The sequence below is a fragment of the Cyanobium gracile UHCC 0139 genome (assembly GCF_034931325.1).
In the GTDB taxonomy this organism is placed as follows: domain Bacteria; phylum Cyanobacteriota; class Cyanobacteriia; order PCC-6307; family Cyanobiaceae; genus Cyanobium; species Cyanobium gracile_B.
Window position 1 is genome coordinate 88,389 of the sequence record NZ_JAYGHX010000002.1, and the last position, 17,349, is coordinate 105,737.

A 17,349-nucleotide genomic window follows, 5' to 3' on the forward strand; every position below is an offset into this window, starting at 1 on the left:
CCTGGGAAGAGGGGCCGCCGCTCATAGCTCGGGAAAATGGGACTGGAGACTCCGGCAGAGGGACTGGGCCGAGCTGTCGGTCACGTCGCTGATCGAGGTCTTGAACGGGGCCTCGAGAAAGCGCACGAGATCGCCCGGACTCCAGGCGATCGGCACACCCATCTGCTTCAGGGCCAGGGCGAGTTCCAGCTGGTGATCGTCGACATGCTCCTGATAGCGGACGCTGCGGGGCACCAGAATGAAGGGCTGCTGCAGTTCATCGAGCAACAGAACCGTACCTTCCCCGCAATGGGCAATCACGACCCGCGCCTTTTCCACCAGGGCACGAAAGGAGTCCTCCTTCAGCAATCGGTACACAGTGGTACCGCTGGGGAGAAACGTACAGGTGCCGTACTGAACAACGATTTCCTCATCGATGAGCTCCTGCTGGATCAGCAGCTCCATCCACTGCATCAGCCGGTTGAAGGGGAACTGTTCCGTCCCCACGCTCACCAGGATCATGCTCCCACCTTGCTCTGGACAAGTTCGGCGCGGGGATAGCGACGCTGCAGCTGGGGCCAGTGCACGTAAAGAATGTCAAGAAACGGTCGAATGAGCCGCGCCGAGAGGCTCAGGGTCTCGATGCGGGTCACGGACTCGATGAACACGGTCTTGCATCCGAGCAGTTTACCGAGCAGCAGAAAGGGGACGGCCACACCGGCACCGGTCGAAACGATCACGTCCGGCCGCTCGCTGCGGATCACCTGCAGCGCCAGAGCCAGGTTGCGGAGCAGATTCGGCAGATTGCGGTTGGTGGGGCTGTGGGCCCATTGCACCGGCTCCCCGGCCAGCGCCGTTTCGGTGGTCGGTGTGCGGAAGGTGATCCAGAGATGGGGATGGCGCCCCCAGAAGCCGGCCAGTTGCTGCAGGGCCTTGAAGTGCCCACCCGAAGAACAGACCAGCAGGATCTTCATCGGCCCAGCTCCCCCTGCATGCGTCGCTTTTGGCTGGCACCGGTGGACCGCAACATGCGGCCCTCCAGCCAGCGATAGGGACCCTCCGGCAACACCAGCAGCAGGTAGGCCGCCACCAGGGTGATCAGGGTGCGTCGCGGTTCCTCCAGCAGCACCCTCCAGTCGGTGGCCAGGGATCGGTGCAGCAGACGCACCGCCAGGGCACCATCCCGCTGACGGGTGGCCCGGCGTGCCAGATAACGCAACTGATAGGCCCGCGCCCTGGAGCCCCATTGGGCGATGAAGTCGGGGTGGGTGGCTTCGGTCTTGATCAGCACCCTCTCCCAGGAGGCGTACTGCTTCATCAGGTTGGCCGAGAGTCCGCCGTCGCTGATGCGGTAAAGCGTCAGGGCTTCGGGAATCCCCTCGATCCGCCACTGGGTCTGGAGGGCGATCCGCAGCCAGCACTCGATGTCTTCAGACTGCCGGAAGCTGTCGTCAAAATAGAAGTCTTCCACCTCGCCATAGAGATTGGCGCTGAAGCGAATGGCGGCGAAGACGTCCCGGCGGATCACGACGGCGGAGCCATTGCCGATCGGATTGCGGCAGAACACCACCTCCGGGGTGATGTCCCGCAGTTTCGGCATCTGATGGATTCCGATGGGCCGTGAGGCCTCATCAATGAAGCTGGAGCGGGAAAAACTCACCCCCACCTCGGGCCGTGATTGCAGATGGGCCACATGGCGCTCCACCTTGGTGGGCAGCCAGAGATCATCACTGTCGAGAAAACCCAGAAACTCCCCCCGGGCCTGGCGGATTCCCGTGTTGCGGGCGCCCGCCAGACCACGGTTGCCCTGGTGCACAATCCGCAGGCGCGAATCCTCGTAGCCCTGGCAGATCGCCACCCCGTCATCAGTGGAACCGTCGTTCACAACCAGGATCTCGAGGTTGGTGTAGGTCTGGGCCAGCACCGATTCGAGACTCTCCCGCACCGTCGCGGCGGAGTTGTAGAGCGGCATCACCACCGTCACCAGGGGGGATCGGCTCATGGCAGCGGGCTCACAGGCAGGGGGGCGTCGCCAAAGCCATCATGACCGCGCCCTGCCGTGGCGGCCACCCAGACGGCGCCAGGGGGCCAGCAGCTGACGGGCGAAGACTGCCATGGCTGTGAGCACCGTACGGCGTGGCTGTCGCCACAGGATCTGCCAGTCGGAGCGCAGGGCGCGGACCATGAAGTCGGTGCCGATGGCGGGCGTCCCCCCCAGGCGCAGGGAGCGCCGGGCCAGGTAGCGCAGGTGAATCGCCTGGGCCGTGGCGAAATGCTGCGCCACCAGATCGGGCGCATAGCGGCGGGCTTCCTGGATCAGCCGCAGCCAGCCCTGTTCCATGCGCTGCAGGCTCGAGGAGAGGCCCCCGGCCGATGTGCGGTAGTAGGTGAGCACCTGGGGCAATCCGGAGATGCGCCAACGGCCATCGCAGGCCACCCGGAGCAACCATTCCAGATCTTCCGAGTAGCTCATGTCGGAGACGAATCCGCCCACCGAGATGAACACTTCGCGCCGAAGAACCCAGTTGGAGGTGGTGTTGGTGGGATTCTCACAGAGAAAATCCTCTGGTCGATAGGAGGCGCGGGGCAGGGCCGCCAGCAGGCCCGTGGGCGTCCCCTCAGGCGACAGGAACTCGACCCGGGCGAAGCTCACGCCCACCTCGGCCTGGTGGGCGTGGTAATCAACATGACGGAGCAGTTTGTCGGGATGCCAGAGGTCATCGGCATCCAGGAAGGCGATCAGGGGCGCCCTGCTCAGCGCCACGCCGCGGTTGCGGGCCACCGAGACCCCCGCATTGGGCTGGGTCACCAGATGGATCCGGGGGTCGTCCCCGAACAGGCGGCTGACGATGGCGAGGCTGCCATCGGTGGACCCGTCATCCACCGCGATCAATTCCCAGTCGTCCAGGCTCTGATTCAGCACCGAGCGCAAGGTCTGGGCGATGTGCGTCGCCGCGTTGTAGATGGGAACCACCACCGAAACCATCGGCACGTTCCGCTCTGCGGGGCCCGGAACCACCGCAGCGGTCTCGTGCGGATCGGTGTGGGTCATCGCGGCGGCTACGACGTATGGCTGGAACGATGGGTGCCTCCGATCCGACCCAGCACCGCTCTGACACGCCCCATCAGGGTGATCCACACCATGCGCAGGCGCTTGGTGTAGTAGTCGAACTGGTTGATCGTTGGCGGCTGGCCCTCCTGGAAGTGGTTCAACTGGCGGGCCGGCAGGAGCTTGGACGTCCAGTCGACGGAGCCGATATGCCGGAACTGGGCATGGCCGAAGCGGGCCTGGAGCTTCTCTTTGATCTGGTCAGGCGTGCGGTAGGGATAGTGGCGGTTGTAAAGACGCTGGGAGCAGGCTTTCCTGAGTCCGTTGGGCCACTGGGGCGCCACCGCTTCGTTCCAGAGTTGATGGGGCTGGTTGCGGAAGAAGCGATACTCGCGCCAATTGGCGGAGTAGTAGCGGCGCCGTTCGGTGATGGGCCGGTGGGTTGCAAGCTTCTCGGTCTCCCAGTTCTGATAATCGGTATCCGTGTAATAAAACTGAAGATTCCAGGCCGTCACAAAATCGGCCTTTTCACGGTTCGCCTTGGCGAGCACGTCCCGGGGGTCCCCTTCCAGGAACTCATCCCCATCCAGCCGCAACCACCAATCCTGATCCGTCAGTTCATGGTGGTGGCGGTTGTAAACGATGGAGCGCATTCCATCACGGAAGGGCACAAGCAGCTGCTCCTCAATCACGATGTCCGGATACTGGCGTGCAAGCGCATTCACGGTTTCCCAGGTTCCATCCGTGCTGCCGTTATCAAGGACGAAGATCCGATCGCAGAAGGTCCGTGCATGATGAAGACAATCTGCAATCACATCGCCCTCATTCTTGATCAGGCAAATGGCGTAGATCTTCACAAGCGGGTCGGGCGGACGGACGTGCTCCAGAGGTGAGGCGCGAGCATCAAGGCTTGAAGGCTTCTGTCACCATAACCGCGCCTTGGGCACGGCTCCTGTCACAGGCTGGTGGGCTGTGAGATCTGAATCCGTCGCAGCAGCCGTTGCCCCAGCATCAGGTAGATCGGTTGCAGCGTGAGATGGGCCGCTGCGACGGCGGCGGCCACGCCCAGGGAGCCCCCTGTCGTACCGATCAGAATGGCCACGGTGAGGGCCACCGTGAAGGCCAGGTTCCAGAGCAGATCCACCTGGGGCAAGCCCACGGCGCGAAACAGCATGGAGGAGGCGTTGGCGAACGGTCGGGACAGGGCCGACAGGCAGATCAGCATCAGAATCGGCACCGCCCCCTCCGACACCCACTGCCGGCCAAAGACGATCGGCACATACAGGGGGGCCAGGCTGCACTGCAAGGCAACCACGGGCACGATCACCTTGGTGATGGTGAGCAGGTTTTTGCGGAAGCGCTCCTTGAGGACGGCGGGTTGGCTGCGGACGTCACAGAAGTCGGAGTAGAGGGAGACGGAGAGGGCATTGATCACGCTCAGGCTCAGACCCAATCCGGCGTTGAAGGCAAAGTAGTAAACCCCAAGCGCCTTGACACCGATGAAACGGCCGATCAGGAGATAATCCACATTCTCGCGGAAGGTGTTGAGCAGCTCAACCCCGAGGATGCGACTGCCGAACTGCAGCACAGATTTCCAGCGCTTGAGCGTGAACGACAGAGCGGGCCGCCAGGGCTCGAAGCGCAGCATCATGGCGACCCAGACAGGTGCAACCAGCAATTTGGGGAGCACAATCGCCCACATACCCATCCCCATCAGCGCAAAGATCCCCGTCATCAGATTTTCGCTGGCGACGGCTGCGAGGTTGGTCATGCTGTAGAACTTCAGCCGATTCTTTCGCCGCACCAGAGCCGACTGAACCATGGAGAGTGGATAGATCAGATAGCTGCAACTCACCACGATGATCGGCACGATCAGCGCGTTGTCGTTGTAGACCTTGGCAATGACGAACGAACCGATGATCTGGATGAGGAATAGGCTGAAGCCGATCAGCCAGTTCAGGCTCCATGCCGTCTGACAGATCTCCTGGACCTCATCTGCATCGGCCTGCACGATCTTGTCGCCGATACCGTTGCGTGTGAAGACCTTCACGAGCTCGCCGGACGTCAACACGATGGCCGCAAGGCCATAGTCTCTGGGGCTCAGCAGCCTGGCGAGTAGCACCGTGGCCACCAGCCGCGAGACTCGGATCCCCACCTCCCCCACACCCATCCAGCCGATGTTTCGGATGAATCGATCCTTGGGGATGAACTGTTTCAGGTTGCTGAGCAGACGCATCAAGGGTCAACCCCGCACAGCACGTGTTTGTGACTCAGCAACCGCTGCAGGCTTGTCCCCTGCCGGATGACCCGCCCGGGGCCCGAGGTGATCAGCCATGCCCATAGCGTCCGGGTTGCTCATCATGGCATCAGGGCATCGCATGGCTGGTGCATCGGCTGTGAATCACGACACAGGCTGAAGTTCAGGCTGGGGCGAGCCTTTTCTTTCCTGAAGTGCCATCCCCATGACGACCATTCCAGGCCAGAAGAGGTACACAAGGATTTCGAGATTCTCACCGAACGTATACATGAAAAGGATGATGATGATTCCCAGCCCAGCCGAGCCCAGTTGATAGTGGGGACTGGCTGCCCGGCGCAACAGATCAAGCCCCGTGGCCAGCATCGGAATGGCGAGTGCAAAAAAGCCAACAATACCCTTCACAAAAAGTACTCCGGCCCAGGTGTGATGGGAGCCGATGGCCATATACTCCACGAGATGGGGGCCACCTTCGACAACACCATGCCCCCAGATCGGGGCCTCTGTCTCCCAGCGATGGAAGGCGATTCGCTTCAACGCAAAGCGAACACGAGTCGAGCCAGCGCGAGCTCCCTTGAAGCCTTCCCAGTAATCATTGATGGCGGTGAGAATGGATGTGGCAAAGATACCGCCCAGATAGGAGAGAACACCCAGTGAAATCAGCATGGACGGCTTACGCAGTCTGGAAACCACGGCCGTCACGGTTGGGATCAGAATGATGCAGAGCTGGGCAAGACGTGACTTGCAGACAAAGCACATGACGATCGATCCAGCGATTCCAAGCAGCTTCCATTTTCGGTTCTTTTCCAGGAGGCATATCATGAAATTGATGTTGCCAACAAAACCAAGGGCGGGCCCCCACGGTGCAAAGAGACGCCAACGAAGATCACCCGTGCTGCCATCGATCTCGTAGAGAGGAACATCGAAGAACTCATTTCCCGGACCCCCGACGGCTCTCAAGGGCGAGACGTAGAGGACCTCTGGCAGGCCCAGATTGGGGGTCAGCATCAAAAACGGCATGATGAGCAATGTGTGAAATCCGACAATGCAAATGGCACGTGTCGTGATGCTGCTCCGAATTGGCAGGGCTCCCGCTAGCGGGTAGAGGGCCAGCGCGGCCCAGCCTTTGGCCCACCCAATCGTGGACTTGATGATGGCCCCAGTCCCAAGGTTGAAATTCACATGCCCTGCAATCAGGGCAACCTGCATGACGAGCATGCCGATGATCCACAGCCAGATCACCGGTGAAATGGAAATCTCTTCATTCTCCTCCGGGTGATCCATTCGGGCCAGTATCTTGATCAGCAGGCAACCGAGGAGCAGCCAGCAGAGGACCGATCCGACAACATAGAGGCCTCCGACGAGCCAGATGGGATAGGTACAGATGATCGACCACCACACCAGACGCTCCGGCCAGTTGCTCGGCTGAAGATCATCCTCAGATTGGAATGCTTTGGAAAGAAGTGTCTTGAGTCCCAATGAATTCTCCTGCCTAGGTTGAAACCCAACGGGCCAGCCGCTTGATCCAGGGCTTGCGGATCCATAGAATCCAAAGTCCTGTTGTCGTCAGGATCGATCCGAAGGCTGAGCCAGCAAGAACCAGCGAACGTTTCGGTGACGTCGCCTTCTCCGGTAGTGAAGGCTCAACCGCTATCTGGATCAGTGGAAAGGCTGCAAAGATATTGGACTGTCCAAGATCCAGCTTTGCCAAGGTGGAGGCAAAGACGGCTTCTGCGATCTGTTCATTACGTTTGAGATTCTCCAAAGACGACTGCCTCTGGGACATCAATCGCAGACGTTGCTCCAAGGAACTGATCTGTTGATCCAGCTTGCTGACCTGTGATGCGGCACCACTCGCATCCGATTGGAAGTTCACCAGGTTCTGGAAAAGAGATTCACGGCCCGAACTCGCACCCGTCAACGCAAGCCGTGAAAGAGTCTGGGCTGAAGCTGGGCGACCCAGCAAGACCTTGGCACGTTGATTCATCGCTTGCATGGCCGCCTCTTGACGCTTGATCTCTTTAATAATTCGAGGATTGTTCCGACCGAACTTAGATTGTTGAACCTTGAGGATTGACGTGGCTTCGCTGTAGTCCTTCAAATTCATTTGGAAGATTTGATCAACCTGCAACTTGAACGCATCTGTGGCCTCTGCTGGAGTCAGGCCAAGGCTTCGGCCCAACTTCTGCAGCCGACTCTCAGCCTGGGATTGCTGAGCCGCAAGTTCCGCCCTTTGCTTGCGTAGTTGTTCAATATTCGCCGACAGGATTTCAACCTGCTCCGTTGATGTGAGACCAGACTTGCGCTTGTATTCCGAGACTTGCTTCTGAGCTTCCTCCAGCTTCTGCTGCGTCTCCAGCAGAATCTTCTGAGTCGGTCCTTCCCGTTGGTTAATCTCACTGACGCGCAGCTGATTCAGTCGTTCGACCATGGCCTCATACAAGGCAAGGGAACGCTTGCGTGCATCCTCGGGAGAGGGACCGGTGGAATCGATCTGCATCAGTGTCGTATTGTCGATATTCTTGATGCGGGGCTTCGCGAAGTCCTCTTTCGGAATATTGGCAATCTTGGCGGCCCGAGCCAATACCTGCTCGCTCACGAAGATGTATTCATAGTTGGCACGGGGATCAAACGTGGCCAGGCCCAGGGATTCGCTTGATGCGGTGGCCTGACCAATATCAGGCAGGCTGAGATTGACAGCATTGGCGCTACCGGGCAGGATCAGCGCCCAAGAGCTGGTATAGACAGGTCTCGCTAGTAAGAGATACAGAATGCTGGACCCCCAGATCAAGCTGTTCGTGCACGTGGATACGAACAGATAGCGACTCCAGCGAAGCTTGTCGGTTCGACTCAGTCTTTTCCACCATCCCTTTGGATCGGCAGCCTTCAAGCCGGGTATATGTCGGAACTGTTCGGCAAACAGCCGCTTCGCCTTGCCCAAGGGCTCTTGTACGGCTTGCACCTTCGGCTTGAGGCGTCTGATGATGGGTGGAGCGTCTTTCACGCTATCTTAGGGAATGCTTCGATCATAAATCAAAACAGCTGGATTCAGAAACTGGGTAAAGATGCTAAGGACTGCCTGAAAGTTGGTCATCTTGGAGTCATAACAGGCAACACCATCGTCTGCCATGAGATAGGGGTTGTTGGCGTTGTCTGTCGAGGATCGCAGAAGATCTTCTACTCCTCTTTCGTAGACAGTCGTCTTGCCTGAGGCCCTTTCCGTTCTCACCAAGATGGCTTTGCGCCGCGCATTGGTGACCATGGTCCCACCAGCACAGTTGGCCGAGATGACAGCATGGGATAAGCGTGATCCATAGGGAAAATTCCTGGCTTGAGAGCCAATACCTGCAACAGAGTTCCCCGCTGCAGGAACAGTAAGATTGGAGATGTTGATTTCAACTTCAGTGGGCGTGATGTTCGACGGGCGAACGATCAGTGGGTTCACGCTACCCGTGTCGGAAACAATCACCTGATCGCCGGCAATCAGTGGGATGTCCTTAAAAGGTACCCCTGTGAAGGCACCGGACAGGTCGACCACTTGTCTTCGTAATCCCCGTTTCAACTCCACGGCGGTGACATCGGCGGTGGGCGTAACGCCTCCCGCACGGCGCAGGGCCGTGGTGAGCATACGGTTGAGTGGGGCTTGTCCTGAGAGTTGCACAGGAGTCTGCGTCTGCTCTACATCACTCAACTCGTTGATCACGACCCGACCGGGCTGAAAGGCGGAGCCGATGACAAACACAGGGACCGGTGCCCATTGGACCACGCTCAAACTAACCCGGAGGAAGGAGGGTTGAAAGAAGCCCTGTTGCACAAGGGCTTGAGCAACACGCTTCTGAAGTTGTTCCGGTTCCAGGCCGACAGCCGAGATTCCTTTGAGGTAAGGAAGTTCCAGCTCTCCATTGAGGTTGATCTCAAAGATTCCACTAAACTCTTCTCCTTCCGGAATGGTGACTTTGACACGATCTCCTGGTGAGATCGGTAAAGCCTGGGCAGCCCCCGCTGCGCCAACACAGCAGGCCAGTCCAAGAAGCCATAAGTGGAATTTCGACATCTGCGTCGATTCGGAACCGTTTCCCCGATTGGCTTGTCCAATCAATCGTAGCCTATCCGTCGTCTGCAAGGTAGGGCGTCTCTCTCTGATCAGGATGGATGCGTGTCTTCGCCATCCACGATCACCTGTGGCCTGTTCACTCCATCAAGTCCCATCAGGGTATTTCCCTTGTCGTCACCATGGAAGGTCAAGGTCTGCGACACGAATCTTCTGCGGCTTTGGAGGCTAGGCTGGTGAGTGTTTGCTCGTGAGGGACTGACGGGGAGGCTGTCGCCCATTCGCACCCGGAGACGCTGAACCTGGGGGCGGTTTAGGTGGAACAGCCAGAGTCATTCAACGCCTTGATCCATTGGCTGTTCAATGACGCCATACCGCAGGTCTCCGCAACGATGTCCAAACTCTGGATCATCGATCTGAGCCGCCACTGAGAACCCATGGGACTCTTCCTGTGTGATCGAGTGGAATGTCTCCATGTTTGAGGGATCCTGCCGGGGGAGCAGGCCTTGGTTGTCTCAGCTATCCATCATCCACGCACATTACCCAGGAATTCTCCAACCGCCCAGGACGTCCTCGACCCCACCCATCAACCGAACAGCTGATACCCGCGTGCCATCGCGGCCAGGATTCATGACGACTACGGGATCCGCTCGGCCTTGGACCTGGCAGATGGTCCCGGATCGCTGAACGCCACCGTCTTGCGCCGGGTCACGCAACACCACTGCCACAACAATGAGAGCTCCGCACGATGACCTCGGCTGCCTGCGCTGCGTGCCTTGACCCGCATCTCCCACCACCAAACAATGGTTTCTAGCCAGGATGTCTGTTCTACACCCCCCCCCTGTTCCGCGTCAGCGGTCGCACCGTTCCGTGACCCACACCCCGTTACACACCGGAGTCGGGGAGCGGCCACCCTGAGAGACACTTTTTTGCAAACTGAGGTCCCATGTCAGGTTTTGCGGCCAATGGCCCAGTCCGCTACTGCTGATTCACGCTGTTGAGCTAACATTGAGTCAGCAAGGTCGCTTGAGGTCCTGTGGTCAATATTGTCATTGTTGCCACCGCCAACTATCTATGGGGTGCAGCAGTCACTGTTCGCTCCGCTTTGGAAACCTGCAGCACAACCTTAAATGCGTATGTCATCAGTGTTGATCTATCCCCTGATGATAAGAAGCGGCTCTCTGAATCCTGGCAAACTCCCAACCTTGGAATCATCCAGTTCATTGACTTCGACCTGGGACAGGTTGACAAGCTGCGCAGTACCTTGCTCGTCAAAAGCAAGTCCCCTTATGCACGTTTCTTTATCCCCGAGTATTTAGCGGATGTCTCTCGCTGCATCTACCTGGATACCGATCTCATCGTCTGCTCGGATCTGCTCGGCTTGCAGGTTTTTGATCTGCAAGGAAAGTCGAGCGCTTGTGTCATTGACGGTGGCATCGACACTCCGGAGCAGCAACAGCGCCTCCGTGACAAGCTGAAGTTGCAACACCCTCAAAAGTATTTCAACTCAGGGGTGATCGTCATGGACCTGGATGCCTGGAGGCGACATCATATTCAATCGAAAGCTTTGACTATTGCACAGGAGAACTATGACCTGCTTGACCAAATGGATCAAGATGCCCTCAATATCGTCCTGGAGGACGACTGGGTGATTCTTGATCCAAAATGGAACACTTCCAAAGGCAGAGCTGACGTCAACTTTTCTGACGGCATCATCCACTTCCTGGGTAAAGTCAAGCCCTGGCATGCTGACTATGCCGCCAATTTCCAGGACCGCTGGTTTGCACTTCTGGATCGAACTGCCTTTTCCGGTCAGCGTCCGGTGAAGCTGATGGGCATCGGTGCTGCCTACCGGAAGTTTGTTCGCTCCATTCCCACCTTGGAAATGGTGAAGGGCAAACTCCGTCGACTCCTGCGATCTGCATGACTCACTCCCGTTGCCTCGCTGCTTGGCTTGCATGGCTGGCACAGGGAACCTCGTGCGGATCGCTCTCTCTCCCGGGCTGATAAGATGGTTTGAGGTTCCATGCTCCTGCTTCACTTCGGAAACCATCTGGAAGCCTGCTGACTGGTCTAGGAGACGTTCACGCGGCGTTACCACAACTGTTTCTTTCCTCTGTAGTCTCCCGTGCGCATTGGCCTGATCAACGCCTACAGCACCCTGAATCTGGGGGATGCGGCGATCTACAGCGCCTTTAGAAAACTCCTGCCGGATGTCGACCTGGTGGGCTGCGTCCAGGATGAACATCCTGATCCCACCCTTGGAGTCAGCTTCTTGCCTGACCGACCCAGAAACTGTGACGCCTATATCAGCGTGGGGGGCGATATCTTTAATAACTCACGCGAATGGTTCGTCACCAAGGCGTTCCTCAAGAATCTTGCTGAACTGAGACACAGCCCTCGGCACACGTTTCTGTTCGGCCAGTCGATCCCCCGGTCTTGCCATGGCCTCAGCTTTTTCCTGCTGCAGCGCTATTTCAAGCGCTTGGCGGCCGTCTGTGTGCGGGATGCAGAAAGCCACCAGCGACTCTGCGCGGCCGGTGTGTCCGCACGGTTGTCTTACGACATCGCATTCGTCCTGGAGAGTTCTCCCCCGGCTGAGGCTGAGGCACGACATTGTCTGGAACAGCTGGCTATCGACCCAGGCCAGGCGGCCGTGTTGTCTGTTCGTGGTTTTGACAGCATGTACGGCCACGACAATGACGCCTTCATCACTCGGATGGCCCAGCTCAGTGTTCAGCTCTCCGCCGCCGGACTCAGGCCTATCGTGTTGATCCAGTCAGGTGCCTATGGTTCCGACAATGATCTTGATGTGGCCGCCGCCATCCAGGCCCGTGCTCCCGGCACAGCTATCCTCAATCCGTTTGTCGGCAATCCGGCCGTTCCAAGTTGGCAGCTTGCCATGGCCCTGTTCGCCCTCGTGGATATCGTGATTGCCGTGCGCTTTCACACCGCTGTTCTGTCACTGGCCGCTGGTCGGGTTCCGTACCATCTCCACTATTCCAACAAAGGCAGGGATCTCTGCAGACGGCTTGATCTGCCCGGTTGTGACCTGGCCAGCCTGGATCCCACCTCGGCGTTGCCGGCGATCCTTGCCACACGAGGACGCCTGTTCGCCCACGAGCCTGTTCGTCAGCAGGTTCGCAACGATTTTCACTGGTGCCTCGATCAGTTACCTGCTCATGCCTGAAGGGGTCCCACCTGTCCTACCGGGGTAGATTGACCCTATCCGGCTGAGCAACGATGTACGGGCTGGTCAACCGGGCCATCCAGCCGATGGTCACCACCCACCATGGGGTGGATATTTTGCAGTGCATCACGGAGCGGCCTGATCTTCAGAATCTCGATGTCTGCGCCACGGAACTGGCCTATCCTGAGGATGTGACCCATCGGCTGGTGGCGGAGGCCTCCGAGGAACTGGCCCCCTCTGAAGAGCCGATCACGCAGGCCTTCGGCGAGTACTGCATCACCGACACGGCCACGGAGGGTTACGAGAAGCTATTCGAGAACAAGGACCACCCCCTGCCTGAATGGCTGCATCAGCGCGACAATCTCCACGCCCGTGTGGCCGTGTCATTTGCTGCACGGCAACCGCCTTCATTCCGTTGCGAGCACCGTGTCGATGCGTCAAGGCAACTGGAGTACCGGTCGACGCGTCAAGGCCTGGCGCCGTTGGTGACCGGCTTGCTTCATGGGCTGGGGACGCACTTCCGTACGCCTTTGGCGATTGATCAGATCGCATCACTGCTTCTGCCGGATGGTGGCATGAAGCACGCGTGATCATGTGTCGTTTCTGATGGTCATGTCCGTACCTCTACCCGACCATCTTCTTGATCCCCTGTTTCCCTTTCATCTCGTCGTCGACCGTGCGCTGACCATCCGTTCAGCCGGCTCGGTGCTTCGCCGCATTCTTCCTGCTCCGGACCTTTTGGGGCAGCCCCTGGACGACCACTTTCAGCTCCTGCGACCGGATGTGTCGATGGACTTCCACAGCCTGAGTGACTGCACCGCTCGGCATGTGATTCTCAAGTCCCACGCGATACCGTTGCAACTGAAGGGCCAGATCTGTTGTCTTGAGGAACAGGAGCAGCTGCTGTTTGTCGGTACGCCCTGCCTGCTGCAACTGGAGGACCTGAAGTCCCTCGGGCTGAAAATTAATGATTTTCCCCTGCATGATTCCCTGGTTGACTTTCTATTCCTGTTGCAGGCCAGGAATGTTGCGCTCACGGAAAGCCAGAAGCTCAATGATATTCTCACGACACAGCGAGCGGAGTTGCGGGAATCGACGCAGCGGCTCTCGGCGCTCAATGTGGAGCTGGAAGCGGCCAGGCAGACCGCTGAAGCAGCCAATGCCGCCAAGGACACCTTTCTGGCCACGATGAGCCATGAGATCCGGACTCCGATGAACGCCATCATCGGCATGGCTGGTCTGCTTCAGGACTGTGAACTTGGCCCTGTGGAACGTGACTATGTCGAGATCATCAACAGCAGCACCGACTCCCTGCTGACGATCATCAATGACATCCTTGATTTCTCGAAGATTGAATCCGGCGCCATGCAGCTCGATGAGCAGCGCTTTGACCTACGCATCTGCATCGAAGAGGCCCTGGATCTGAGTGTGTCCCGCCTGCTGGGCAAGCAGGTGGAACTGATTCTGGACATGGCCCCCAGCCTGCCCACGGCCGTCATCGGTGACCTCACCCGCCTCCGCCAGATCCTCTGGAACCTCCTCAGCAATGCCGTCAAATTCACCTCCCAAGGTGAGATCGTCGTCACGCTGACGGCGGAGCCCCGGTCTGCCGCGGCCGGCGAGCCGACGCCATGCCTGTTCACGTTTCAGATCCGGGACACCGGCATCGGGGTGTCGGACACTCTGATTCCCCAGTTGTTCGAACCCTTTCGCCAGGCCGATCCCTCCACGGCGCGGCGCTACGGCGGCACGGGTCTGGGACTGGCGATCACCCGCCGGCTCTGTCAGTTGATGGGGGGAGCCATCAGCCTGGCCAGCGAGGAAGGGGTCGGCAGTGTCTTCACCTTCACCGTGCTGCTCAAGCTCGATCCGGCTTCCACCGCGAGCATCACGCTGGAGACCCTGACGATCCCAGTCCCGGACGCGTCTGTGGTTCTGCTGCTGATCGCCAACCCCACCCTCCGCGAGCTGCTCCAGAAGCAGCTGGGCTGGATGGGATTGTCGGCGATCGCCCCCGATCTTTGCGAGATCCCCATGCGTGCCTCCCACCCTGCGATCGCGGATGCCGACCACGGTGCTGTGGTGATCGATGGCCGTCTGCTCGGCTGCGAAGGGGATCCAACCCTTCCGCCCTTTCTGCAGGATCCCCTGCTCCGGATCCGCCCCTGGATCGTCCTGGCCGACCGGTGCATGGTCGCCGAGCTGTCGTCGCTCTCTGAGACGCCACCTGTGATCCTCAGCAAGCCCGTGCGACTCGGCCAGCTGCGCCTGGCCCTGATGCAGCAACTCCAGAGCCCAGCGGAGCGGCGGCTGGCGATGCACCCCATGCCGACGCGCCGATCTTTGCCAGAGCGTGGCCCCCATCGACTCGCCGATCGCCTGCCGCTTCGCCTGCTTGTCGTTGATGACGTTCCCCTGAATCGACAGTTGGCTCTGCTGTTGCTGCAACGCCTGGGCTATCGGGCCGATGCTGTGGCTTCCGGCTCCGAGGCCATCGCAGCTTTGCAGGCGACCCCGTTCGAAGTTGTCTTCATGGACGTGCAGATGCCGGAGCTGGACGGCTATGCCACCACGAGGGCCATCCGGCGGCTGCCGGCTCCGTTCGTGCAACCCTGGATCATCGCGATGACCGCCCATGGCCGTCCGGAGGATCGCCAGTCCTGCCTCGATGCCGGCATGGACGACTTCCTGGCCAAGCCCATCGTGCCCGCCCAGCTCACCTACGCCTTGGAGCACTACCCCCCCCGCGACCAGTCCGAGGCCCCACCAGTGGTGGCCGGCGACGATCCGATCGACCCCGTCGCCTGGGAGGAGCTCGAGCAGTCGCTGGGCGACGGGGCCGAGGCGCTGCTCCAGGAACTCACTGATCTGTTCCTCGAAGACGCGATGCGCCTGGTGTCAGCTGTCGTGATGGCGCACCAGTACCACGACGCACCGGCCATGATCGCCGCCGCCCATTCCCTGCGCTCCCCCAGTGCCAGCCTGGGCGCGCTGGGCCTGGCCCGCCTGTGCGAACAGGTCGAGGAGTCCCTGCGATCTGATCCGGAGGCATGGCCCCAGCTCAGGATCGACCAGCTGCTCGTCGAGGCTGGCCGGGTCACCGAGGCGCTGCGGCAGCGACGCCCCACGGCCCCCTGACCCCTCCCCAGATGGACAGCAGCGGCTCCCCGACAACGATCCTCCTCGTCGATGATGACCGCATCCATTCCCGCCTGCTCCAGGCCCGGCTGAGCGCCCAGGGATACCGGGTCGTGATGGTGGAATCCGGCGAAGCCGCTCTCGAACAGGCGCGCCTCTCCCCGCCCACTCTGATCCTCTGCGACTGGCTGATGGAGGGCATCGATGGGCTGGATGTCTGCCGGGCCTGCAAATCCGATCCTTCCCTGGAGTCGGCCCATTTCATCCTCCTCACCTCCCGTTCCCGGGTGGAGGACCGCGTCCGCGGACTGGACTGCGGCGCCGACGACTTCCTGAGCAAGCCGGTGGATCCCGATGAACTGCTGGCACGGGTCCGCTCCGGCATCCGTCTGCACCAGGCCAACGAACGCCTCAAGGATCTGGCTGAAGAGTTGCGCCTTCAGAAAGCCCGGCTCGATCAGGAACTGGAGGAGGCGGCGAGTTATGTGCGTTCGCTTTTCCCCGAGGCCATGACCGGTGCTGTCAGGGTGGAGTCTCGCTTCGAGCCCTCCCATGAGCTGGGTGGGGATTCCTTCGACTTCTTCTGGCTGGATGCGGAGCATTTCATCCTCTACCTCGCCGATGCCTCCGGCCATGGACTGGCGGCGGCGTTCCCTTCGATCTCCGTCCACAACCAGCTGCGCTCGCGCTCCCTGCCCGTCGATCTCCGTGATCCGGCCGCGGTGCTGCAGGCCCTCAATGCCGGGTTCCAGATGGAGCGCCATCAGGGGCGCTATCTCACCATCTGGTATGGGGTGTACCAGCGATCCAGCAGAACCCTTCGCTACGCCAGCGCCGGGCATCCGCCGGCCCTGCTGTGGAGCCGCACCGGCACCTTCCCCAGTCGGTGGCTCCGGGGCCAGGGAATGGCGGTGGGCCTGTTCCAGGAGTCCACTTACGCCACCGAGAGCCTGGAGGTCGGGGAGGGAGGCTGTCTGCTCGTCTACAGCGATGGGCTTTACGAAGTCCCCCGGCCTGATGGTGTGATGGGGACGCTGCCGGAATTCATGCAACTCGCGGAGCAGTGCCGGGGCCTGCTGTCGGATGACGACGGCCTCGACCGGCTGCTCTCCCAGATCCACGACATCACGGCCAATGCCCCGTTCACGGATGATTACTCGGTGATCCGCGCCATCCTGTCCTGAGCGTTACGGGCCCTTCACACCTCAGCGCTTCAGACGATCTGATCCTGAGAAAGGGAAGCGAGGCAGGCCTCCCGGTCCGGGAAGATGGTGAAGACCTTCTCGGTGCCGGTAAGCTCCAGCACGATCCGCACCTGGCTGTTGAGACTGCAGAGATACAGCTGCTTTCCGTGTTCCCTGACGCGCTTGAGCATGGACACCAAGGCGCCGAAGCCACTGCTGTCCATGAACTCGATGCTTTGACAGTCAATCAGGATGTCCCCTGGCTTCTCCTTCAGGAGCAAGCTGATGGTTGCTCGCAGGTCGGCGCCACTCTGTGCATCAAGCAAACCTGAAGGCTTCAGGACTGATGGATCATCCACACATGGAATCACGAATCTCATTGATCTTACCATTGCTGCAGGATTGGGGCTTTCGCCATCGGCCGACAGGGCGCTGCCCATGGCCTGGCGGTCTCCCTGGCCTTGAGCGCTCCCTGGCCGGTCGGGGGGCACCGGGAGTCTCGCC

15 protein-coding genes are annotated in these 17,349 nt (G+C 59.9%); 5 read left to right on the top strand and 10 right to left on the bottom strand.

The genetic code is table 11. The features are described from left to right. Positions 1–21: 21 nt before the first annotated feature. The 9 genes from VB738_RS03740 to VB738_RS03780 all read right to left on the bottom strand — a co-directional run bounded on the left by VB738_RS03740 (position 22) and on the right by VB738_RS03780 (position 9,381). Positions 22–444 (bottom strand): glycosyltransferase, encoded by a 423-nt coding sequence (locus tag VB738_RS03740; protein ID WP_323304475.1) that lies wholly within the window; start codon positions 442–444, stop codon positions 22–24. A 53-nt stretch (positions 445–497) separates the two neighbouring features. Continuing rightward, positions 498–953, bottom strand: a complete 456-nt coding sequence (pssD, locus tag VB738_RS03745; protein WP_323304476.1) for a PssD/Cps14F family polysaccharide biosynthesis glycosyltransferase — start codon at positions 951–953, stop codon at positions 498–500. Continuing rightward, positions 950–1,981 (bottom strand): glycosyltransferase family 2 protein, encoded by a 1,032-nt coding sequence (locus VB738_RS03750; protein ID WP_323304477.1) that lies wholly within the window; start codon positions 1,979–1,981, stop codon positions 950–952. Before VB738_RS03750 ends, pssD begins: the two co-directional genes overlap by 4 nt. A gap of 39 nt (positions 1,982–2,020) precedes the next feature. After that, positions 2,021–3,031: a glycosyltransferase family 2 protein gene (locus VB738_RS03755; protein ID WP_323304478.1), complete on the bottom strand. Its 1,011-nt coding sequence runs from the start codon at positions 3,029–3,031 to the stop codon at positions 2,021–2,023. Between the two features lie 8 nt (positions 3,032–3,039). Beyond that, entirely contained in the window at positions 3,040–3,885 is an 846-nt protein-coding gene (locus tag VB738_RS03760) for a glycosyltransferase family 2 protein (protein ID WP_323304479.1), read from the bottom strand. A 98-nt stretch (positions 3,886–3,983) separates the two neighbouring features. Then, complete coding sequence (locus VB738_RS03765) at positions 3,984–5,264, bottom strand: lipopolysaccharide biosynthesis protein (protein WP_323304480.1); 1,281 nt, start codon at positions 5,262–5,264, stop codon at positions 3,984–3,986. 165 nt (positions 5,265–5,429) lie between these two features. Beyond that, on the bottom strand, positions 5,430–6,761 hold the full coding sequence (locus tag VB738_RS03770) for an O-antigen ligase domain-containing protein (protein WP_323304481.1): 1,332 nt from the start codon (positions 6,759–6,761) through the stop codon (positions 5,430–5,432). Positions 6,762–6,774: 13 nt separating this feature from the next. Continuing rightward, positions 6,775–8,286 (bottom strand): hypothetical protein, encoded by a 1,512-nt coding sequence (locus VB738_RS03775; protein WP_323304482.1) that lies wholly within the window; start codon positions 8,284–8,286, stop codon positions 6,775–6,777. 6 nt (positions 8,287–8,292) lie between these two features. Further along, positions 8,293–9,381 carry a polysaccharide biosynthesis/export family protein gene (locus VB738_RS03780; RefSeq protein ID WP_323304483.1) on the bottom strand — a complete coding sequence of 363 codons (1,089 nt, stop codon included), beginning with the start codon at positions 9,379–9,381 and terminating at the stop codon, positions 8,293–8,295. 988 nt (positions 9,382–10,369) lie between these two features. Between VB738_RS03780 and VB738_RS03785 the strand changes: the two genes are divergently transcribed. The 5 genes from VB738_RS03785 to VB738_RS03805 all read left to right on the top strand — a co-directional run bounded on the left by VB738_RS03785 (position 10,370) and on the right by VB738_RS03805 (position 16,845). Then, positions 10,370–11,260: a glycosyltransferase family 8 protein gene (locus VB738_RS03785; RefSeq protein WP_323304484.1), complete on the top strand. Its 891-nt coding sequence runs from the start codon at positions 10,370–10,372 to the stop codon at positions 11,258–11,260. Between the two features lie 201 nt (positions 11,261–11,461). Then, a complete protein-coding gene (locus tag VB738_RS03790; RefSeq protein ID WP_323304485.1) occupies positions 11,462–12,523 on the top strand; it encodes a polysaccharide pyruvyl transferase family protein in 1,062 nt (353 codons plus the stop codon). A gap of 53 nt (positions 12,524–12,576) precedes the next feature. Further along, entirely contained in the window at positions 12,577–13,113 is a 537-nt protein-coding gene (locus VB738_RS03795; RefSeq protein WP_323304486.1) for a heme NO-binding domain-containing protein, read from the top strand. Between the two features lie 22 nt (positions 13,114–13,135). After that, complete coding sequence (locus tag VB738_RS03800; protein ID WP_323304487.1) at positions 13,136–15,661, top strand: ATP-binding protein; 2,526 nt, start codon at positions 13,136–13,138, stop codon at positions 15,659–15,661. Between the two features lie 11 nt (positions 15,662–15,672). Beyond that, the gene (locus tag VB738_RS03805; protein WP_323304488.1) at positions 15,673–16,845 is read left to right on the top strand and encodes a PP2C family protein-serine/threonine phosphatase; all 1,173 of its coding nucleotides are present in this window, start codon (positions 15,673–15,675) and stop codon (positions 16,843–16,845) included. Positions 16,846–16,874: 29 nt separating this feature from the next. Here VB738_RS03805 and VB738_RS03810 read toward each other — a convergent pair whose 3' ends face one another. After that, entirely contained in the window at positions 16,875–17,285 is a 411-nt protein-coding gene (locus VB738_RS03810) for an STAS domain-containing protein (protein ID WP_323304489.1), read from the bottom strand. Positions 17,286–17,349: the final 64 nt, after the last annotated feature.

Excerpts from the sequence above, each read along its gene's own strand:
- VB738_RS03805 (WP_323304488.1), top strand. The coding sequence starts at position 15,673 with ATGGACAGCAGCGGCTCCCCGACAACGATCCTCCTCGTCGATGATGAC.
- pssD (WP_323304476.1), bottom strand. The coding sequence starts at position 953 with ATGAAGATCCTGCTGGTCTGTTCTTCGGGTGGGCACTTCAAGGCCCTG.
- VB738_RS03755 (WP_323304478.1), bottom strand. The coding sequence starts at position 3,031 with ATGACCCACACCGATCCGCACGAGACCGCTGCGGTGGTTCCGGGCCCC.
- VB738_RS03810 (WP_323304489.1), bottom strand. The coding sequence starts at position 17,285 with ATGGGCAGCGCCCTGTCGGCCGATGGCGAAAGCCCCAATCCTGCAGCA.
- VB738_RS03765 (WP_323304480.1), bottom strand. The coding sequence starts at position 5,264 with ATGCGTCTGCTCAGCAACCTGAAACAGTTCATCCCCAAGGATCGATTC.
- VB738_RS03750 (WP_323304477.1), bottom strand. The coding sequence starts at position 1,981 with ATGAGCCGATCCCCCCTGGTGACGGTGGTGATGCCGCTCTACAACTCC.
- VB738_RS03800 (WP_323304487.1), top strand. The coding sequence starts at position 13,136 with ATGTCCGTACCTCTACCCGACCATCTTCTTGATCCCCTGTTTCCCTTT.
- VB738_RS03740 (WP_323304475.1), bottom strand. The coding sequence starts at position 444 with ATGGAGCTGCTGATCCAGCAGGAGCTCATCGATGAGGAAATCGTTGTT.
- VB738_RS03795 (WP_323304486.1), top strand. The coding sequence starts at position 12,577 with ATGTACGGGCTGGTCAACCGGGCCATCCAGCCGATGGTCACCACCCAC.